The 20,026-nt window shown below is 72.5% G+C and carries 18 protein-coding genes, 1 rRNA gene and 1 pseudogene; 6 read left to right on the top strand and 14 right to left on the bottom strand.

The window, feature by feature from the left end; translation table 11 throughout:
• Positions 1-19: 19 nt before the first annotated feature.
• Genes ACGFIW_RS13305 through ACGFIW_RS13290 form a run of 4 tightly spaced genes read right to left on the bottom strand, consistent with a single transcriptional unit; the run spans position 20 to position 3,517 of the window.
• Positions 20-1,219 (bottom strand): ABC transporter permease, encoded by a 1,200-nt coding sequence (locus tag ACGFIW_RS13305; RefSeq protein ID WP_393314123.1) that lies wholly within the window; start codon positions 1,217-1,219, stop codon positions 20-22.
• Complete coding sequence (locus tag ACGFIW_RS13300; RefSeq protein WP_393314120.1) at positions 1,219-1,914, bottom strand: ABC transporter ATP-binding protein; 696 nt, start codon at positions 1,912-1,914, stop codon at positions 1,219-1,221. Before ACGFIW_RS13300 ends, ACGFIW_RS13305 begins: the two co-directional genes overlap by 1 nt.
• Positions 1,911-2,996 carry a peptidoglycan-binding protein gene (locus ACGFIW_RS13295; protein WP_393314118.1) on the bottom strand — a complete coding sequence of 362 codons (1,086 nt, stop codon included), beginning with the start codon at positions 2,994-2,996 and terminating at the stop codon, positions 1,911-1,913. The genes ACGFIW_RS13300 and ACGFIW_RS13295 overlap by 4 nt, the downstream gene beginning before the upstream one ends.
• On the bottom strand, positions 2,993-3,517 hold the full coding sequence (locus tag ACGFIW_RS13290) for a hypothetical protein (RefSeq protein WP_393314115.1): 525 nt from the start codon (positions 3,515-3,517) through the stop codon (positions 2,993-2,995). The genes ACGFIW_RS13295 and ACGFIW_RS13290 overlap by 4 nt, the downstream gene beginning before the upstream one ends.
• Before the next feature lie 131 nt (positions 3,518-3,648).
• On the opposite strand from ACGFIW_RS13290, the gene ACGFIW_RS13285 reads away from it, so the two are divergent.
• Both ACGFIW_RS13285 and ACGFIW_RS13280 read left to right on the top strand, forming a co-directional pair.
• Positions 3,649-4,305, top strand: coding sequence for a response regulator transcription factor (locus ACGFIW_RS13285; protein WP_393314112.1), 657 nt, complete (start codon positions 3,649-3,651; stop codon positions 4,303-4,305).
• Positions 4,302-5,459, top strand: coding sequence for a sensor histidine kinase (locus ACGFIW_RS13280; protein WP_393314110.1), 1,158 nt, complete (start codon positions 4,302-4,304; stop codon positions 5,457-5,459). The genes ACGFIW_RS13285 and ACGFIW_RS13280 overlap by 4 nt, the downstream gene beginning before the upstream one ends.
• A 45-nt stretch (positions 5,460-5,504) precedes the next feature.
• Here the strand turns inward: ACGFIW_RS13280 and ACGFIW_RS13275 are convergent, their stop codons facing one another.
• From ACGFIW_RS13275 to ACGFIW_RS13260, 4 genes are all read right to left on the bottom strand, one after another.
• Entirely contained in the window at positions 5,505-5,951 is a 447-nt protein-coding gene (locus ACGFIW_RS13275) for a nucleoside deaminase (RefSeq protein ID WP_393315268.1), read from the bottom strand.
• A gap of 145 nt (positions 5,952-6,096) precedes the next feature.
• Positions 6,097-6,624, bottom strand: coding sequence for a tRNA adenosine deaminase-associated protein (locus tag ACGFIW_RS13270; protein ID WP_393314108.1), 528 nt, complete (start codon positions 6,622-6,624; stop codon positions 6,097-6,099).
• Positions 6,625-6,741: 117 nt separating this feature from the next.
• Positions 6,742-6,909 (bottom strand): hypothetical protein, encoded by a 168-nt coding sequence (locus ACGFIW_RS13265; protein ID WP_393314105.1) that lies wholly within the window; start codon positions 6,907-6,909, stop codon positions 6,742-6,744.
• Between the two features lie 111 nt (positions 6,910-7,020).
• A complete protein-coding gene (locus ACGFIW_RS13260; protein WP_393315265.1) occupies positions 7,021-7,407 on the bottom strand; it encodes a hypothetical protein in 387 nt (128 codons plus the stop codon).
• 70 nt (positions 7,408-7,477) lie between these two features.
• On the opposite strand from ACGFIW_RS13260, the gene ACGFIW_RS13255 reads away from it, so the two are divergent.
• Positions 7,478-8,248 (top strand): M23 family metallopeptidase, encoded by a 771-nt coding sequence (locus ACGFIW_RS13255; RefSeq protein ID WP_393314102.1) that lies wholly within the window; start codon positions 7,478-7,480, stop codon positions 8,246-8,248.
• Position 8,249: 1 nt separating this feature from the next.
• Positions 8,250-9,323 (top strand): PHP domain-containing protein, encoded by a 1,074-nt coding sequence (locus ACGFIW_RS13250; RefSeq protein ID WP_393314099.1) that lies wholly within the window; start codon positions 8,250-8,252, stop codon positions 9,321-9,323.
• Positions 9,324-10,209: 886 nt separating this feature from the next.
• On the opposite strand, the pseudogene ACGFIW_RS13245 reads toward ACGFIW_RS13250, so the two are convergent.
• Positions 10,210-11,119 (bottom strand): annotated as a pseudogene (locus ACGFIW_RS13245) (DMT family transporter); the annotation flags it as partial.
• Between the two features lie 131 nt (positions 11,120-11,250).
• On the opposite strand from ACGFIW_RS13245, the gene ACGFIW_RS13240 reads away from it, so the two are divergent.
• Complete coding sequence (locus ACGFIW_RS13240) at positions 11,251-12,921, top strand: DUF885 domain-containing protein (RefSeq protein ID WP_393314097.1); 1,671 nt, start codon at positions 11,251-11,253, stop codon at positions 12,919-12,921.
• 62 nt (positions 12,922-12,983) lie between these two features.
• Here ACGFIW_RS13240 and ACGFIW_RS13235 read toward each other — a convergent pair whose 3' ends face one another.
• From ACGFIW_RS13235 to nudC, 3 genes are all read right to left on the bottom strand, one after another.
• Positions 12,984-14,486: a DUF6114 domain-containing protein gene (locus ACGFIW_RS13235; RefSeq protein ID WP_393314094.1), complete on the bottom strand. Its 1,503-nt coding sequence runs from the start codon at positions 14,484-14,486 to the stop codon at positions 12,984-12,986.
• Positions 14,487-14,563: 77 nt separating this feature from the next.
• Positions 14,564-15,187 carry a DUF6230 family protein gene (locus ACGFIW_RS13230; RefSeq protein ID WP_357075269.1) on the bottom strand — a complete coding sequence of 208 codons (624 nt, stop codon included), beginning with the start codon at positions 15,185-15,187 and terminating at the stop codon, positions 14,564-14,566.
• A 327-nt stretch (positions 15,188-15,514) separates the two neighbouring features.
• Positions 15,515-16,435, bottom strand: coding sequence for an NAD(+) diphosphatase (nudC, locus tag ACGFIW_RS13225; protein WP_393314090.1), 921 nt, complete (start codon positions 16,433-16,435; stop codon positions 15,515-15,517).
• 204 nt (positions 16,436-16,639) lie between these two features.
• Here nudC and ACGFIW_RS13220 point away from each other — a divergent pair, with 204 nt between their 5' ends.
• Entirely contained in the window at positions 16,640-18,454 is a 1,815-nt protein-coding gene (locus tag ACGFIW_RS13220) for a VanW family protein (RefSeq protein WP_393314087.1), read from the top strand.
• An 18-nt stretch (positions 18,455-18,472) separates the two neighbouring features.
• Here the strand turns inward: ACGFIW_RS13220 and ACGFIW_RS13215 are convergent, their stop codons facing one another.
• A complete protein-coding gene (locus tag ACGFIW_RS13215) occupies positions 18,473-18,736 on the bottom strand; it encodes a hypothetical protein (protein ID WP_393314085.1) in 264 nt (87 codons plus the stop codon).
• A 1,042-nt stretch (positions 18,737-19,778) separates the two neighbouring features.
• A 5S ribosomal RNA gene (gene rrf / locus ACGFIW_RS13210) occupies positions 19,779-19,895 on the bottom strand.
• Between the last annotated feature and the right edge of the window lie 131 nt (positions 19,896-20,026).

Below are 20,026 nucleotides of genomic sequence, written 5' to 3'. Positions count from 1 at the left end.
AGCCCGGCCGGTACTCCGGTCACACGGCGGCCAGCGCCTCCGTCGGCGCGAGGCGGGCGGCGCGCACCGCCGGGTAGAGGCCCGCGAAACCGCCGATGACCAGGGTCGCGCCCACCCCGCCGAGCATCGCCCAGGCCGGCACCACTGTCGGCCAGTCCTGGGAGAACGCGTACCCCGAGGTGACCAGGACACCCAGCAGCACCCCGCCGATCCCGCCGAGTGCGGAGAGCAGCAGCGACTCGGCGAGGAACTGGGTCCGCACCTGACCCCGGGTGGCGCCGAGCGAGCGACGCAGGCCGATCTCGGCCCGCCGCTCCAACACCGAGATCACCATGGTGTTCGCCACGCCGACCCCACCCACCAGCAGGGCGACCGCGCCCAGGCCCAGCAGCAGCCCGGTGAACGCGTCGTCGGTCGCCTCGGCGGCGGCCAGCGCGTCCGAGGGACGGGACACCTCGACCTCGTTCGGCGCTTCCGGGTTGGCGGTCGCACCGAGCACCGACCGGACCGCCTCGACCTGCGACTCCCGCGCCCGGGTGTAGACGGTGGTCGGGTGCCCGTCGAAGCCCAGGTAGTCGCCCGCCGCCGGCCAGCCGACCAACGCCGAGGCGTCCAGCTCCGGGGCGAGTGGTGCGGCGGCGAGGATGCCGACCACGGTGAACGCCCGCCCACCCAGCCACACCTGCACCTGCGGGTCGGCCACGGTGATCCCCAGCCGTTGCGCGGCGGTCGCACCGAGCACCACCGCCGGATAGCGGGCGGTCGCCTCGTTGAGCCAGGTGCCGCTGGTCAGCTCGGCCCCGACGGTGCCGAGCAGGTCCAGCCGGGCGGCGCGGGTGGCGATGCCGCCGGTCTCCGCGGCCGGGATCCGATCCGAACGGTAGACCTTCGCATCGGGGACCTGCCCGGTCGCGGACACCTCGGTCACCGGCCCGATCCGCCCGATCATCGCGATCGACTCCTCGGGCAGTTGGGCGTCCGCCCCGAACAGGGTGCTGCCCGGCTCGACGGTGAGCAGGTTGGTGCCGAGCGCGTCGAGCGCCCGGTCCAGCTCCGCGCGGGACGACGACGAGATCCCGACGACCGCGATCATCGCGGCGATACCGATGGCGATGCCCAGCGCGGAGAGGAACGCCCGCAGCGGACGGGTGCGCAGCCCCACCCCGCCGACCCGCAGGATGTCCGCCGGCCCCAGCCGGGCCGGGGTCAACGTCGCCATCAGCCGACCCCGCCCGGCGTGTGGGCCGAGTCGTGCCGCACCGCGCCGTCGCGCATCCGCACCTGCCGGGGCAGACCCGCCGCGATCTCCCGGTCGTGGGTGATCACCACGACGGTGGTGCCGGCCCGGTGCAGCTCGTGCAGCAGCTCCAGCACGCCGGCACCGGACGCGGAGTCCAGGTTGCCGGTCGGCTCGTCGGCCAGCAGCACCGCCGGCTCGCCGACCACCGCCCGCGCCACGGCCACCCGCTGCCGTTCCCCGCCGGAAAGCTCGTGCGGCCGGTGCCCGAGCCGGTGGCCGAGCCCAACCCGGACCAGCGCGGCCTCCGCCCGTTCGCGCCGCCTTCGCAGGGGTACGCCCGAATAGAGCAGGCCGTCTGCCACGTTGTCCACGATCGGGACGCCGGGGGCCAGGTGGAACTGCTGGAAGACGAAGCCGATCCGGCTGGCCCGCAGGGCGGACAGCTCCCGGTCGGTCAGCTTCGCCGCGTCGTACCCGTCGACGAGCACGCTGCCCGACGACGGCCGGTCCAGGGTGCCGATCAGGTGCAGCATCGTCGACTTGCCCGACCCGGACGGGCCGACGATCGCCACCAGTTCGCCGTAGCCGATCCGCAACGACACGTCGTCCAACGCGACGACGTCGCCGGCGTACCGTTTGCTGACCCGGTCGAGCACGATCACCTCGCCGGTCATGTCGGCACCACCACTGTCGTGCCCTCGGTGATGTCCGCGCCGGTGACCTCCACCCGGCCGTCGGCGAACAGCCCCGTGGTCACGGCGACGACCCGGCTCGCCTCCCCGTCGGCGACCTGCACGCCGTAGCCGCCCTCGGCGAGCGCGAGGAGCGCCGACACCGGCACGGTGAGGACGTCCCGGCGCTCCGCGGCGGTGAACACGACGTCGACGCTTGCCTGGTCGAAGCCGGCGAGGGCCTTCGGGTCGGCGACCGCGACCGTCACCTCGATCTTCGTCTCGGCCTCGCCGGACTGCCCGTTGGCTCCGGCGGCACCGGCCTGGATGACTGTCTCGATCGTGCTGACCGTGCCCGCCACGGCCCGGCCGTCCGGCAACTTGACGCTGACCTTCGCATCGCGCTTGGCCAGCCGCTGGTCGTCCACGTCCAACTCGACGGTGACCAGGCGGCTGGTGCCGGTGTACGCGAGCACCGCCTTGCCGGGTTGGGTGAGATCACCGACGTCCACCTGGTGGCTCTCCACCCGGACCTTCCGGTCGGCGTACACGATCCGCCCCGGCTCGACCCGACCGGTCTCGGCCAGGCCGAGGTCCTCCTGCCAGTCCCGCACCGCGTCGGCGGTGGAGCCGGTGTACTCGTCGTCGACGGTGAAGCCGGTGTAGCCCAGCGCCTTGAGGTTCCGCTCGAACTGCGCGACGTCGGCGCCCTCCACCCCGGGGGCGAGCGTCCGGTACGCGGGCAACCCGCCGTAGAGGAGCACCACCTCCTGGTTGTCGACGGAGTAGAGCGCCCGGCCCCGCTGCACCGTCGACCCGGTCGCCGGCAACGCGGTGACGGTGCCGCCGAGCTTCGCCGTGGCGGTACGCGTCGGGCCGTACCCCAGCTCACCGTCGGCGGTCTCCGCGTCGGCGAGGGTCTGCCGGGTGACGGTCGCGGTGGCCGGCGGTGCGTTGCCGGCCTCGGCCGGGTCCGCACCGCCGCCGAAGCCCACCGCGGCGGTCACGCCCACGGCGGCGACCAGCAGGACGACGCCGCCGATGACGGCGGCGCGCAGCCGGGAGCGTCGGATGGCGCCGGTCACCGGCCACCCCCGAACTGTGGTGCGTGCTGCCGGCACTTCTCCATCGCCGCCTTCATGGCCGGGTCGCCGATGTCGATCGCGTTGCCGCCCGCCCCGATCCGGACCCGTCCGTCGGCGTCCGGGTCCGGGAAGTCCGGCACCCCGTTCTCCCGCATGCACTTGGCCAGCGTGCGCATCTGCTCGGCCTGTTCGGGGTTGAGCTGCGGTCCCTGTCCGCCGTTGGGCAGCTTGTCCTGGCACTTCTCCATGGCCGCCTGGACCTTCTGCCGGTCCACGTCCGCGCCGAAGCGGAAGCCGGGACGGCCGCCGGCCTCCGGGTCGGGCATGTCCACCCCGTTCTCCCGCATGCACCGGGCGAAGGCGAGCTGCCGGTCCGAATCGCTGACCGGCGCGCCGCTGGCCGTGGCGCTTGTCGTCGCCCCACCAGCGGTCGCGACACCGCCGCCGTCGTCGCCGCCCGCGCCGCACCCACCCAGCGCCAGGGCGAGCAGGACGGGGATCGCGAACATCTGTCGTCGCATGGTGTGCACCTCCGCTGTGGGTCCGACGTGACTCGCCGGACGTCGGCACCCAGTGCACGACAGGGGGTGTATCCCCGGCGTTACCGTCGGCGGTTATGCCGCCGTTACCGCACCCCGAGGACGATGGAGGGGTGAGAGTGCTGGTGGTCGAGGACGAGACCGTGTTGGCGGACGCCATCGCGGAGTGGCTGCGTCGGGAGTCGTTCGCTGTCGACGTGGCGTACGACGGCGACGCGGCGCTGGAGCGGCTCGGCGTCAACGAGTACGCCGTGGTGGTCCTGGACCGGGACCTGCCGGTGGTGCACGGCGACGACGTGTGCCGGGCGATCGTGGACGCGGGCGGGGAGACCCGGGTGCTGATGTTGACCGCGGCGGCGGCGGTCCGGGAGCGGGTCGCGGGGTTGGCGCTCGGCGCCGACGACTACCTGACCAAGCCGTTCGCCCTGGTCGAGCTGTCGGCGCGGGTGCACGCGCTGACCCGGCGGGCCCGCCCGGCGGCCCCGCCGACGCTGCGCCGCGCCGGCATCCAGCTCGACCCGGCCCGCCACGAGGTACGCCGTGACGACCGGCACGTGGCGCTGTCCCGCAAGGAGTTCGCGGTGCTCGTCGAGTTGCTGCGCGCCGACGGCGCGGTGGTCTCCGCCGAGGAGCTGCTGGAACGCGCCTGGGACGAGCACATCGACCCGTTCACCAACGTCGTCCGGGTCACCGTGATGAAGCTGCGCCGCAAGCTCGGCGACCCGCCGGTGATCGAGACGGTGCCCGGAGCGGGGTACCAGATCCGATGAAACGCCTGACCATCCGCGCCCGCCTCACCCTCATCTACGGTGGGCTCTTCCTGCTGGCCGGGGTGGTCCTGCTGGCCGTCACGTACGTGCTCGTGGATCAGCGCACGGCGCAGCCGTTCGGGGTGCGACTGCGGGACCTGCCGACGACCGCCCCCACGACACCCAGCGGGCAGAACGTCGAGAACGTGCGCAACCTGTTGCAGGAGGTGCAGGACGAGACGAAGCGCAACGCGTTGGAGTCGCTGCTCACCCAGGGCGGCATCGCGTTGATCCTGGTGTCGACCGTGGCGATCGCCTTCGGTTGGCTGCTCGCCGGCCGGGCGTTGCAGCCCCTGCACCAGATAACCGGAACGGCCCGGCGGATCGCCGGCGCGGACACCGCCGGCCGGGGCCTGCACGAGCGCATCGCGCTCACCGGCCCCCGCGACGAGGTACGCGAACTCGCCGACACGTTCGACGAGATGCTGGAACGGTTGGACCGCTCCTTCGACGGGCAGCGTCGGTTCGTGGCGAACGCCTCGCACGAGCTGCGTACCCCGCTGGCGCTCAACCGGGCCCTGGTGGAGCTGGCGGTCACCCGGCCGGAGGCGTCGGCGGAGACACGTCGACTGGGCGAGTCACTGCTGGCGATCAACGAGCGGCACGAGCGGCTGATCGACGGCCTGCTGACCCTGGCCGACTCGGAGAACGAGCTGACCGAGCGTACGCCGATCGACCTGGCCGAGGTCTGCGCGCACGTCGTCGACCAGGCCGGGAGGCAGACGCCGGACGTCCCGGTGCGTCGGTCGCTCGCACCGGCCCCGGTCAGCGGCGACCCGGTGCTCCTGGAACGGCTCACCGTCAACCTGGTGGAGAACGCGATACGGCACAACCTGCCCGCCGACGGCTGGGTCGACGTGCGCACCGGCCTGTCCGCCGACGGCCAGGCCACCCTGACGGTGACCAACACCGGCCCGACGATCGCCGGGTACGACATCGAGACGATGTTCCAGCCGTTCCGCCGGCTGTCGCGGGAGCGGGTCGCCGGGGCACGGGGCTTCGGGCTGGGCTTGTCGATCGTCCGCGCGGTGGCCCGCGCACATGGTGGCACCGTCGACGCGCAGCCCCGCCCGGCGGGTGGCCTGATCGTCACGGTCACCCTGCCGGTGGCCTGACCGCGCCGCGACACCTCGCCCGCCAGACCGGCGGGCCGATCGACCTCAGCGGAAGAACGCGCGCAGGACGGCGGCGGTCTCCGCCTCCAGGACGCCGCCGTACACCTCGGGTCGATGGTTGAGCCGGCGGTCGCGGAGCACGTCCCAGAGCGATCCGGCCGCGCCGGTCTTGGGCTCCCACGCGCCGAAGACGACTGTGGAGACCCGGGCCAGCACCAGCGCCCCCGCGCACATGGTGCACGGTTCCAGGGTGACCACCAGGGTGCAGCCGTCCAGTCGCCACCGGCCGGCCAGCTCGGCGCCCCGGCGCAGGGCCAGCACCTCGGCGTGGGCGGTGGGGTCGCCGGTCAGCTCCCGTTCGTTGCGCCCGATGGCCAACTCGGTCCCGTCCGGCCCGTAGAGCACCGCACCCACCGGCACGTCGTCCACGTCGGTGGCGCCCGCCGCGGCGTCGTCGGCGCCGGTGACGGCGACCTCCAGGGCACGGCGCATCCATAGCTCGTGCCGCTGCCGGCGGCCTGCCGCACCCGCGTCGGCCAGGCCCTCGGAGGCGCCCGGTCCGGCACGCCCCACCGCCCCGGGAGTCGGCTGCCCCGGTCGGATCGTCTCCAGAGCCGGGTCGGTCGCGTCGGCCGGCTCAGACCTCACGCAACTCCTCGACCTCGTCGGCACAGCCGAGCACCTGGCAGATCTCGGCGGTGACGTCCGCCGGCATCATCCCCTCGTGCGTGCACAGGGTCAGCAGCTTCTGCGCGGAGATGCCCAGGTTGGCCAGCAGGTCGGCCTCACCCACCGGATCGGCCTCCGGATCGACGACGGGCTGCTCGCTCTCCTCGTCACCGGTGGTCACCGGGCGCGGCTCGTCGTCGCCGTCGAGCCCGGTGACCGAGGTCTTCAGGTCACCGACCAGCAGCGCGCCCAGCGGTGACTCCTCGGCGTACGCGGAGTCCGAACCGAACACCCGCAGATCCTCGCCCTCGTCGAGACGCAGGATCACCAGGTACGCGTCATCGGCCTCGACGAAGAGCAGCGACACGTCGGCCTCCTGGTCGACGTCACGCAGCCGCTCGGCGACCTCGTCGATGTCGGTGGCGCCACGCAGGCTGACCTCGGAGGCGGTCCAGCCACTGTCGTCACGCACCACGGCCGCAGCGAAGTACGACACGGTCCCCCCAATAGCCCTCGACACAGCGTCGACTCGTTACGCGTGCACGTTAGCCGGTCGGGTCGGCAGGCGACTCGTCAACGCCCCGAAGGGTCGGTCATTCCTGACAAAGTCGGATCAGCCGGCGACGCGACGGCGGGTGGCGATGAGCTGGCGCAGATGCTCGGTGCGCTGCCGCTGGGGTCGGCTGCGCTGTCGGACCGCGCGGGCACCCGCCAACTCGGCCAGCAACTGCAGGCGGCGGCGACTGCGATCCGGGTCCTGTCGCGGGGTGGTCCAGGCCATAGTGCCGAGCGTGCCGAGTCTCGGCGGCCACGTCAAGACGGCGTTCGCTGCGCAGCCAACCGGGCACGCGGCGCAGTCGTCCGCGGTCGCCCGGCCATCACCGCCGCCCGATCACCACAGCGGCCAGTCACCGCTGGTGGCCCAGCGGACCGCCACCACGGCGGCGGCGATGCTCCAGCCACCCGCAGTGACGATCGCCACCCCGGTGGCGACCCCGCGGTCGCCGTAGCGGATCAGCACCAGCGCGGTCAGCCACGCCAGCAGACCCGCCAGCACCGTCCACCAGGCGTAACTTGTCACATCGGTGCCGAGCAGGCCGAACAGCAGCAGCCAGGTGGTCGCCGCGGCACCGCCGGTGGCGACGCCGCCACCGGTCACCGGGTGCGGCTCGCGGTAGGTGGGGCGGGACGGTGGCCCGGCGGGGAAGAGCCCCGAGGGGGTACGCGCCACCTGCTGCGCGGCGACACCCGGGTCCGGGCCAGGATCGGGTCGGGCAATGGTCACCGTCGCTGCCCTCCCTCACGCGTGCCGCTCGTGCTCACGGTACCGGCTCTGCCAGGATGACCTGATGCCCTCGCCGACGATCAGCCGCCGCGCGCGTCCGGCGTACCCGATCCTGCTGCTCCTCGCCCCGGTGCTGGCCGCCGGCTGCGCGACCACCCGGCCGGGGGTGCCGGCCGACCGCGCCCCGCGGACGCCCTCCGCGGTCTGGGCGACCGCCGACCAGCCGGTGTCGCCGTCGGCCCCGCCGACGCCGACGGCGACCGGCCCGGCCCGCCCGGCGCCGTCGTCGGCCAGGCCGTCGGCGACGACACCTCGCGCCGGGCTGAAGCACGTCTTCCCGGTACGTGCCGACAACGTGGACTACCACCCGACGCACGGGGCGTACCCTGCCACGGACCTGTTCGCCGACTGCGGTGAGCCGTTCGTCGCGGTGACCGACGCGACGGTGCTGGAGGTGAGTCGGGTCGACAGGTACACCAAGCGTGGGCCGCAGGGCCCGGACAACGGCGGCCTGTCGGTGTCCCTGCTCGGCGACGACGGGGTGCGTTACTACGGTTCGCACCTGAGCGCCGTGTCCAGCGGCGTCGACGCCGGAGTGCGCGTCCGCGCCGGGCAACAGCTCGGCAAGGTGGGGCGCACCGGCAACGCCAACAACGTCTGCCACGTGCACTTCGGCATCTCGCCGCCGTGCACCGGCAAGGACGGCTGGTGGATCCGGCGCGGCGTGCTCTGGCCGGCGCGGTACCTGGATTCCTGGCGACGTGGCGGCAATCGGGAACCGGCCCCCGAGGTCGTCGCCTGGCAGCGCGAACACGGCTGCCCGAAGGCGCCCTGACATGGCTCGCGCCAGGGATCCCATCGCCGACCTTCGTCGCATCGCGTTCCTGCTCGAACGCGCGAACGAGGCCACGTACCGGGTACGGGCGTTCCGGTCGGCGGCGAAGGCGTTGGCGGCTCTGCCGGCGACCGAGGTTGCCACGCGGGCCGCCAACGGCACGCTCACCGAGTTGACGGGTGTCGGCGACGTGACGGCCCGCTGCGTGGCGGAGTCGCTGGCCGGTGAGGAGCCCGTCTACCTGCGCCGGCTGGTGGCGACCGAGGGCAGCGACCTGGATGCCGAGGCCACGGCGCTGCGCGCCGCCCTGAAGGGCGACTGCCACACCCACTCGGACTGGTCCGACGGCGGCTCGCCGATCGAGGAGATGGCGCTGGCCGCGGTCGAGTTGGGCCACGAATACCTGGTGTTGACCGACCACTCGCCCCGACTGACGGTGGCCCGAGGGCTGACCGCGGACCGCCTGCGTCAGCAGCTCGACCACGTGGCGCAGGTCAACGCCGCGCTGCCGGAGGGGTTCCGGATCCTCACCGGGATCGAGGTGGACATCCTCGCCGACGGCTCCCTCGACCAGGACGACGAGCTGCTGGCCCGACTGGACGTGGTGGTCGGCTCGGTGCACAGCGGCCTGAAGGACGAACGGTCGAAGATGACCCGGCGCATGCTGGCCGCGGTCGCCAACCCGCACCTGGACATCCTCGGTCACGTCACCGGCCGGATGGTGTCGTCCCGCCCCGCCGGGGTGACCGGTCCGGGCGACCGGGGGCACCGTGCCCGGACCAGGGCGGAGAGCGACTTCGACGCGGACGCCGTCTTCGCCGCCTGCGCCGAGCACGACACCGCCGTCGAGATCAACTCTCGGCCGGAGCGACAGGATCCACCGAAGCGCCTGATCCGCCGCGCGCTGGAGGCCGGCTGCCGCTTCGCCATCAACACCGACGCGCACGCGCCCGGCCAGCTCGACTGGCAGCGGTTCGGCTGTGAGCGGGCCGCCCTCTGCGGCGTCCCCGCCGACTCGGTGGTCAACACCTGGCCAGCGGAGCAGTTGCTCGCCTGGACAAGCGAACGGTCCTGACCAGCGGCCCTGACCAGCGGCCCCAACCAGCGGTCCCAACCAGCGGCCCCGACCGGCGGTCCTGGCCAGCGGCCCCAACCGGCGGCCCCAACCGCCGGCCCCAACCGGCGGTCCTGGCCGCCGGTCCCGACCGGCGGTCCCGACCGGCGGTCCCGGCCAGCGGTCCCGACCAGCGGTCCCGACCGGCGGTCCCGGCCAGCGGTCCCGACCAGCGGTCCCGGCCAGCGGTCCCGACCAGCGGTCCCGGCCAGCGGTCCCGACCAGCGGTCCCGACCGGCGGTCCCGGCCAGCGGTCCCGGCCAGCGGCCCTGGCCGCTGGCCGCTGATCACCACGACGTCTCAGGCCCACATCGGTGCTGATCGGCCGACGATCGGACCGCTCGGCATGATCGACCGGCTATCCGACCACCCGGCCTTGAACGGGCCGACGATCGGGCCGCTCAGCCTTGATCGACTCGGCTTTCTTGAAATCGGCCTGTCACACTGCCTTGGACACCGCGACTTCAATGAAGCCGAGTCGATCAAGCCCGATCGGACCGGTGCGGCGGCCCTCAGCGGCGGGCGGGCTCTGCGGCCGCAGGCTCGACGGTGGAGACAGCGGGCCCGGCGGCAACCGCGGACCCAGCCGCGGACCCGGCGGCAACCGCGGACCCAGCCGCGGACCCGGCGGCGGGCTCGGCCGCGGCGGCGGGCTCGGCCGCGGCGGCGGGCTCGGCCGCGGCGGCGGGCTCGGCCGCGGCGGCGGGCTCGGCCGCGGCGGCGGGCTCGGGCTCGGACTCGGGCTCGGCGGCGGCCGCAGGCCCGGCGGCGGGAGCCACGGGCCCCGCGGCGGAGGCAGCGGGCTGGGCGGGAGCGCCGACGCCGACCACCGGGCCGGACTTTCGGCGGCCGAGCACACCCTGCGCGACCGCGACCCCCAGCAGCACGATGAGCGCGCCGACCGGTTGGTGCCAGTTGAGCCGCTCGCCGAGCGCCACGGCTCCGATCAGCACCGCGAAGATCGGGATCAGGTACGTGACGGTGGACGCGGTGCTCGCGCCGGCGACCCGGATGTTGCGCATGTTGATGACGAAGGCGAGCCCCGTGCCGAGCGCGCCCAGGGTCAGCACGCTGGCGACCACCCCCGCCGACAGCTCGGTGGGCAGCGGCGGCAGGCCGGCGACGAACGGGGTGACGATGGCGAGTTGCCCGGCCGCGAGCAGCAACTGCGCGGCGGACAGCGACAGGCCGGAGTAGGAGCTGCCGGCGACGAACCGCTTCTGGTACGGGATGGCGACGCCGTAGCAGGCGGCCGCGCCGAAGCACATCAACTGCCCGGTGAAGTGCGCCCCGCCGATGCCCTCCCAGACCCCGAGCACTACCAGCACCCCGAGGAAGCCGAGCCCGAGCCCGATCGCGCGGCGTACGGTCAGCCGTTCGGTGCGGAAGACCAGCACCGCCAGCGGCAGCACGATCAGGGGCGTGGTTGCGTTCCAGATGCCGGCCAGCATCGACTCGACCCGCTGCTCACCGTAACCGAACAGGGTGAAAGGCACGGCCACGCCGAACGCGGCGACGACGGTGAGATGCCCCCAGACCCGGGGCTCGCGGGGCAGCCGGTCGCGCAGCACGGCGAGGACGACAAGCAGGGTTACCGCGCCGGCGACGACCCGATAGAGGGTGAGCTGGACGGGGTGCAGCTCACCCACCCCGACCTTGATGAACAGGAAGCTGGAACCCCAGATCGCGGCGAGGGCGACGAAGCCCGGCAGCCAGGTGCGAACCGGCGTCTTGTCAGGAGTGATATCGGCAGTCACCCCTGACACTCTGCCGGAACCCACCGACAAAGTCGCGCGCCTTTCGGACGTTGCGCCGCTCGTCACTTCAGTGGCCTGAACACGACAAACGTCATCGACACGGGGGTGGGTTGGTCACGTAGGGTCGCAGCGTGGGACGAATCGATGAAATCGCCAACCGTTACGTGGCCGAGTGGGCGCCGTTGAGCCCCACCGGCGCGACCTTCGTCGGCATCGCCGGCCATGATGACCAGCTCGACGACCTCTCGCCGGAGGGTTACCGGGCGCGCGCGGACCTCACCCGCCGGACGCTCACCGAGCTTGCGGTGACCGAGCCGCAGACCGAGTCCGAGCGGATCGCCAAGGAGGCCATGCAGGAACGACTCGGCCTGGACCTGGCCCGGTACGACGCGGGCCAGACGACAAGCGAAATCAGCGTGATCGAGAGCGGGCTGCACGAGATCCGCATGGTGTTCGACCTGATGCCGACCGCGACCAGCGACGAGCAGGCCAACATCGCCGCCCGACTCAACGGCTTCGCCGGCGCGCTGGACAACTACAAGGTCACCCTCCGTGCGGCCCTCGCCGCCGGTCAGGTCAGCTCGAAGGTGCAGCTGGTCGAGGTCGCCAAGCAGTGCGACATCTGGGTCGACCCGACCCAGGACAATTTCTTCCACGGGTTGGTCGAGCGGCTGGGCGCCGAGGGTTCGCTCGGTGCGGAGCTGCGTCGGGGTGCGGCGGCGGCGACCGCCGCGACCGCCGAGTTCGGCCAGTTCCTGCGTACCGAGTTGGCCCCGCACGGGCGGGACAAGCAGGCCGCCGGGCGGGAGCGCTACGAGCTCGCCTCGCAGTACTTCCTCGGCGCCAAGGTCGACCTGGACGAGACGTACGCCTGGGGCTTCGCGGAGCTGGCCCGCCTGGAGGCGGAGATGCGCGTCGTCGCGGGCCGCATCGCCGGCTCCGGTGCCACCGTCGACGAGGCAGTGACCAAGCTGGACGCCGACCCGGCCCGGACCATCCAGGGCAAGGAGGCGTTCCGGGACTGGATGCAGGCGCTGGCCGACAAGGCGATCGCCGAGCTGCACGGCACCCACTTCGACATTCCGGAGCAGGTCCGCCGTATCGAGTGCTGCCTCGCGCCGACCAGCGACGGTGCCATCTACTACACCGGCCCGAGTGAGGACTTCTCCCGTCCGGGCCGGATGTGGTGGGCGGTGCCGCAGGGCATCAGCGACTTCTCCACCTGGCGAGAGGTGACCACGGTCTACCACGAGGGCGTGCCAGGTCACCATCTCCAGGTGGGGCAGACGGCCGTCCGGGCCGACCTGCTCAACCGCTGGCAGCGACTGCTCTGCTGGGTGTCGGGGCACGGTGAGGGCTGGGCGCTCTACTCGGAGCGGCTGATGGACGAGCTGGGCTACCTGGAGGACCCGGGCGACAAACTGGGCATGCTGGACGGCCAGGCGATGCGCGCCGCGCGGGTGATCGTCGACATCGGCATGCACCTGGAGCTGGAGATCCCGAAGGACAACCCCTTCGGGTTCCACCCGGGCGAGCGGTGGACGCCCGAGCTGGGCTGGGAGTTCATGCGGGCGCACTGCCGGGTCCCGGACGAGAACCTGCGCTTCGAGCTGAACCGCTACCTGGGCTGGCCGGGGCAGGCACCGTCGTACAAGGTGGGGGAGCGGATCTGGCTCCAGGCCCGCGAGGACGCCAAGGCCCGCAAGGGCGCCGACTTCGACCTGCGGGAGTTCCACCGGCAGGCGTTGGACCTGGGCGCGCTGGGTCTCGACCCGCTGCGCCGGGCGCTGGCCCGGCTCTGAGCCGCTGACGGTGACAAGCGCCGGCGGTACGACGTACCGCCGGCGCTTCCCGTCGTGTCCGTTCAGCCGAGGGTCAGCGCCAACGCCGGTCGGGCGGTCAGCGTGTCACTTGTGACGTATGCCAGGTCGATGACCGGATCGGTGAACGTGATCGGGATGGGCGAGGTGATCGGGACGCCGTCCGGCAGTGGCAGATCCGGCGTCAGCGTGATCTTGATGCCGAGTAGCCGACCGACGAACCGGGTGGCGTAGAAGGCCACGTTTCCGCTGACGGTCAGCCGTTCGGTCGCGTACCGCTGGTTGCGCCCCTGCGGGCCGTCGGCACGGAGCAGGAAGTCGTCGGTGACCGCCTCACGCATGCTGAACTTCAGCACCCTGAGGTCGCCTTTCACGGTGTGCAGGTCGGTGACTCCATCGAACCGCAGTCCGGTCATCCGGACCGACCTGCCGGTGAGCTTGGACGGCGTCTGCGCCACCGTCGGCAGGGCAGGATCGGCGGCGACGCGCGGCAGCGGCTTGCCCGGCTCCACCACGCCCGGCTTGTCCGGCGTGCCCGGCCCGTCGGAGGCCGGCGTGTCCGGCCTGGCGGGGGTCGAGGTGCCCGGCTCGCCGGGGGCCGGCGGTGGGCAGGTGCCGGGGCGGTTGATCGGCGTGGCGGTTGGTTGCGCGGGGGTGGCGGTCGGGCTGGTCGATGCCGTCGGGGTCTCCCCACGGCGTCCACCACCGAGCAGATCGCCGACTCCGTCCAGGATGTCGGTGAGCACGTTGCCGTCCCGGGCCGGGCTCGGAGTCGGCGTGGCCGGGCTGGCGCTGGGCGACGGGCTGGCATCCCGGGACGGGGTGGGACAGACGATCGTCGCCGGCCGGCTCGGGGCCGCCCGCACCGCTCGCGGCTGGACGGCCAGCCCACCGGCGGCCAGGCCGAGCACCACGAGGGTGATGCCGAAGGCTTGCCGAGGGTCAGCGGAACGTCCCGGCCAATCGGGCGGCGAGCCCTCGTCGGACCCCGGCGCCGCCGTCGGGCGATCAGACCGCGCATCGCCGGCCCGCTCGACGTCGGCCCGCGCCACGTCGGCCCGCGCCACGTCGGCCCGCGCCACGTCAGGCTGCGCCACGTCGGCCCGCGCCACGTCAGGCCGCGCCGCGTCAGGTTGTGGGGTGGTGGGTGATGCTGGGCGGGTCGGCGTCCAGGCGAAGGCGAGGGCGCTGCCGACGATGCCGAGCAGCAGACCGACGAAGAAGCCGCCGAGGTTGAGCCCGATCAGCGAGTAGACCGCGGTGACCGCGGCGACGATCGAATAGAACAGTCGCTGCGCCGGGGTGAACCAGAGCAGCAGACCGCAGGTGACCAGGATGACCGGGATCAGCAGCGAGAGCAGGCCGCTCGCCCCACTGTGGAAGCTGAGGCCGTTGATGGTCATCCGGGTGGACGCAAACATCTCCAGCCCGGCCAGCGCGGTGAGCAGGCCGCCGGTGAACGGTCGGCTGTGCCGCCAGCGGCGGAAGAGCCGCCACGCCTGCGCCGGACCGCCGGGCCGGGCGTGCGACGGGTTCGCGGTTGTCACGTACTCCTCCTGGCCGCGCGGGGACGGGGACACCGGCCGGACCCGCGGCGGTGGCGCACCGCGGGCCTCGGCTCACCTCAGAAGCACTCCTTGCCCTTGGCGTCTTCGCCCACGTTGACCTTCAGCCGGAGCCCGACCAGGTTGAACGTCGCCGCCGTGGTGTAGCGGGACACCTGTTGCAGGTTGGTGATGGTGACGTGGTCGGAGTTCTGGCCGAACGAGCCGGCCTGCGCCGTCGGGTTCAGGTCGGTGGCGTCCCGACCGATCTTGATGTTGGTGAAGGTGGCGTTGCCGTTCAACGAGTCCATCGCGATCAGCAGGTCCTTGGCCCGAGCGGGCTCCTTGCCCTCACCGGCGTTGATGGTGAGCACCACCGGCAGTCCCGGCAGGTCGGCGCGGACGGACTGGCAGAGGCTGTACAACTCGGCGCTGCTGATCTCGGAGAGCGCGATCGGGTGGACCTGGCCGGCCTTCCCGTCCTTGCCCTTCTCGCGGACGATGCCGCCGTACTGCTTGAAGCCGTCACCCTCAAGGCGCTCCGCGCCAATCTTGAAGGTCTGGCCGGAGACGGTGATGTCGGAGGCGATCGCGCCTGTCGACATTCCGAAGAGGATGGCGCCCGCGGCCGCCGTGGCGGGCACCGCCATGGCGGCGAAGCGCCGCCACCGGGTACGACCCTGGTTGTCCAACCGATCCTGCACGGGTTCCTCCTCGAGGTGGATGCGCACGGCTCGCCGGTGACGAACTGGCGGCTCTGCGTCGGGCCCGTCATCTGTTACCGGCGGGTAATGACCGGGCTTGATGGTGCACCTCTGAGGCGTAGCTCACAACCCCCCGGCTACTGGGCAGTAACAGGAACCCGGGCCAGCAGGAGCATTGCGTCACGACGGGGGTGCGACAGCCGAGGACAGAAACCGGCAAAAGGCCACGAAACCCGGCACCGCCAACGAGGTTGGCTGCGGAAAGTGATGGCACATTGACCGATTACAATAACGTAACGAAGGTAAGGCGGCGGTCTGCCCACCAGGTCAGGACTCCGCGGCCAACCAGTCCTCAAGAAGGCGGTGGTCGATCGCGTCCACCCGTCCGAGGGTACGGCCGGAGGCCACCCGCTCCCGCAGCTCCGCCCGGGTGAACCAGCGCGCCTCCAGCAGCTCCTCGCCGTCGACGCGTACCTCGTCGGAGCCCGCGGTGGCGCGGAAGCCCACCATCAGGCCGGCGGGGAACGGCCACGCCTGCGACCCCTGGTAGGTCACATCGGTGACTGTCACGCCCGCCTCCTCGGCCATCTCCCGACGGACCGCGTCCTCCAGACTCTCACCGACCTCGACGAAGCCAGCCAGCGTCGAGAACGCGTCCTCGGCCGCACCCGCGTGCCGGGCCAGCAGGCAGCGCCCCGGCCGGCCGGGTGCCTCGACCAGCACGATGATCGCCGGCTCGATCCGGGGAAAGAGGAGACGTCCGCACCCCACGCCCGTGCAGGTGCGCATGTGCCCGCCGCCATCGGCGACGGCCGGCGCACCGCACGTCCCGCAGAATCGCTGCTGCCGGTGCCAGTGCAACAAACCCCTGGCGTACGCCTGGACGGCCGCGTCGCCCGGTTCGAGCCGCCCGACCAGTGCCCGTACGTCGACGGACCGCGCCGCACCGGCCATCTCGACGGCGGCGCGTTCGGGGAGTGCGGACAGGTCCACGGCGAACACGGCGACGTCCCCGTCCAGCCCCAGGAACACCGTCTCACTCGCGGCGGACCGGACGAGAGACGCCCGCTCCGCGGTGAGTCGGACCGGCCCGTCCGCGTCGACGAGACACCGGTCCCGCCACAACGCCAGCACCACGGTTGTCGACTCGGCGAGCAACGCACCCAACCGGGTCGGATCGGTACGCAAGGGGCCCGCCCGGTCCAGCCAGCCGCCGCCGTACGCCAACACCCGCTCCGCAGTGTCCACCCGGCCACCGTGCCACGGCCGTGGTCGGCCGCCGGCACCACCCCCGTACCCCAGTGGGTGGTCCGTCCCCGTGCTCCGCCGACACACCGGGCGACACGCGGTAGCGGTGCCTGGCCGGCGCAGCCGACTGACCGCCGGGCATTCGTTACCGTAGGTGCCTCCGGGAGGGCGTACCTTCCGCGCACCCTGGCGATCGAGGTTGCAGTGACGCTGTACGGCGAAAAGAATCCGCCCGCCGACGACCGGCCCACCGTGCAGGTCACCGCTGTCACCTGGCCGGACGACGGACCGGCGACGGTGTCCGCCCCCGGCGAGCCGGAGGGCGGCCCCAGTCGCCCCCGGCGGGTGCGGATGCTGCTCGCCGCCAGCGTCAGCGGCGGTGTCCTCGCCGCCGTGGCGGGTGCCGGAGCCTGGGCGTACGCCGGTGACGTTCCCCGCGGCACCAGCGTGCTCGGCACCGAACTGGGTGGCCGGAGCCGCGCCGAGGCCGATCGGGAGTTACGGGCGGAGCTGGACCGGCGGGCGGCGGCTCTCGCCGGTCCGTTGCGGGTCACCGTCGACGGGCGGACCGCCGAGATCAACCCGACCGACGTGGGGTTGGCCGTCGACGTGCCGGCAACCGTCGCGGCGGCGGCCTCGGCCGACGCACACCCGGTCAGCCGCCTGGTCGGCTCCCGCACTGTCGACCCGGTGGTCACCGTCGACGTCGACAGATTGGACGACGCACTGCGTAGGGTGCTCGGCGACCGGGCCCAGGGAATGACGATGCCGGCGATCACCTACCAGGGTGTCACGCCGAAAGTCGTGCAGCCCAAGCCGGGGCTGGCCCTGGAGCCCCAACGCTCGGCCGAGGTGGTCCGCGCCGGCTGGCTGGCCGGCACCCCGGTCACCGTGCCACTTGTGGAGCGCCACCCGGCGACCACACCGGAGGAGTTGGACCGGCTGGTCACCGAGCTGGCCAAGCCGGCGGTCGCCGCACCGGTCATCCTGCGTACCGAAAAAGGTTCGGTGCGGGTCCCACCCGCCGCCATCGCGAAAAGCCTGCGGTTCACCGCCGACAAGAGCGGCAAGCTGAACCCGACGGTGGACGTGAAACGGCTGCGTGCGGCGCTCGGCGACGACCTGGCGGCCATTGAGGTGCCGCCGAAGAACGCCACGATGGCCATCTCCGGTGGCCGGCCCACCACCACCGACGGGCGGCCCGGTCAGCAACTGGACATGACGAACCTGGCTCAGGGCCTGCTCGCGGTACTGCCGAAGTCGGACGGCCGCGAGGTGACCGGCGAGCTGAAGCCGACGCCACCGGAGCTGACCGCGGAGAAGCTGACCGGCCTGGGCATCAAGGAACGGGTCTCCACCTTCACCACCCGCTTCACCGGCGGAATGGCCTCGCCGCGCAACCGGAACATCGCGACGATCGCGAAGCAGGTGGACGGCACCGTCGTCCTGCCCGGGAAGACGTTCTCGTTGAACGGTCACACCGGCGAGCGTGGCTACGCCCAGGGCTACCTGGACGCACCGGTCATCCTCGACGGCAAGTTGGTGCCGGGCGTCGGCGGCGGCATCTCACAGTTCACCACCACGCTGTTCAACGCGACGTACTACGCCGGCCTGGAGGACGTCCAGCACAAGCCGCACTCGTACTGGTTCGACAGGTACCCGGCCGTCATCGAGTCGACGATCATCTGGCCGAACCTGGACTTCAAATTCCGAAACAACACCGAGTACGGCCTACTCATCGACACCTCGTACACGTCCAGCTCGATCACCGTGTCGATCTGGAGCACGAAGATCTACGACAGTGTGAAGACGGAGTACGGACCACGCCGCAACATCACCACACCGAAGCTGATCCACCTGGAGCCCGGCCCCTCGTGCATCGCGACCAACGGCATCAACGGCTTCACCCAGGACGCCTTCCGAGTCATCAAGAAGGCCGGCACGGTGGTCAAGCGGGAGAAGTTCAGCTGGCGCTACGACGCGGAACCCCGCTACGTCTGCGGGCCGAAGCCCTCCTGATGTCACGCGGCTCGCACGTCAGCCCGCGGCGCCGCCCCTGCCCAGTCCACTGCCCAGTCCACTGGGTCGGCCACCCTGGGGCGGCGTTGGCAGCAAGCGCGCCTCCTGCACACGGATCTCGGCCCGGAACCGATGCGCCGCCGGATGCCATATCTCCTCGAACGGGCCCATGACGTCCGCACCGACACCGCGCCGACGCACACGGGCTCCCAGCCACCAGAGAATCCCCAGGATCGCCGCCACCCCGCCGGCGAACACCAGCAGGATCAGAACGTCAGCCACCCCTCCAACCTAGCCCGGAGCCGCCGAACACGGGTCGCCGGCCGACAGCCGATTGCCGACGGGCGAAAACCGACAGCCGACGGGCGACGGCCGACGGCCGACGGCCGACGGCCGACGGCCGACGGCCGACGGGCGACGGCCGACGGGCGACGGGCGACGGCCGACAGCCGACAGCCGACGGGCGACGGCCGACAGCCGACAGCCGACGGGCGACGGCCGACGGGCGACAGCCGACAGCCGACGGCCGACGGGCGACGGCCGACGGGCGACGGCCGACGGCCGACGGCCGACGGACGTGGATTGGCGGCCGCCTGGGTGACGGTCGACGGGCCACCGGACCTGGCCGGCGGTCGACGGGGGTCACCGGACCTGGCTGGCGGCCCGAGGTATGTCGACCTGACCGGGCTAAACGACCGGCGGTCACCGACGCCGGGGCCGAAGTCCGTGCCCCTCAGAATGACGTGCAGCCTTGCGCCCGACCCACGGTCCCAAGGGTGAGACCCCCAGTCCAGCCCACCCCCGGCTGATCGACTCGGGTTTCCTGATATCGGGCTGTCCCGCGCTCGCGGATACCCCGTCTACCTGTTGATCGACTCGGGTTTCCTGATACCGGGGTGTCCCGCGCTCGCGGATAGCCCGATATCAAGAAAGTCGAGTCGATCAACCCGTGCATGGGCGGGTCGCGCGGTAATCGGGGATCGCGCCCTGGTGAGGGACCCTTGCGGAGTGCACCGGGCGCGGGGCGCGGGGCACCGGGCGCGGGCGCGGGCGCCGGCGCGGGCGCCGGGCGCGGGCGCCGGGCACCGGGCGCGGGCGCCGGGCGCCGGGCACCGGGCGCGGGCGCCGGGCACCGGGCGCGGGCGCCGGGCACCGGGCGCGGGGGGCGGGCTCGGGGGCGGGCTCGGGGGCGGGCGCCGGGCGGGGGGCGCATCGCGGTAGGGCGGGTCGGAATCCGGGGGCGCGTTCGGCGGGCGCGCCCGTACAGGAATGGGGATATGCAGATAGGGCCACCCCGTATCGGGGTGGCCCTATCTGGAAGATTGTCCGGCGGCGTCCTACTCTCCCACACCCTCACGAGTGCAGTACCATCGGCGCTGGAGGGCTTAGCTTCCGGGTTCGGAATGTAACCGGGCGTTTCCCCTCCGCCATGACCGCCGTAACTCTATGAACATATCAAACAACCCCGGCACAACAGTCACGGGTGTTCGTTCGTTCAGAGTTGCACAGTGGACGCGTAGCAGCTTAGTAGTCAAGTCCTCGGCCTATTAGTACCGGTCAACTGAACCCGTT

Origin of the sequence: Micromonospora sp. NPDC048935 (assembly GCF_043197875.1) — a bacterium.
GTDB lineage: Bacteria > Actinomycetota > Actinomycetes > Mycobacteriales > Micromonosporaceae > Micromonospora.
The sequence above is the reverse complement of the archived record's forward strand: the minus strand, read 5'-3'. Positions and strand labels throughout refer to the sequence as shown.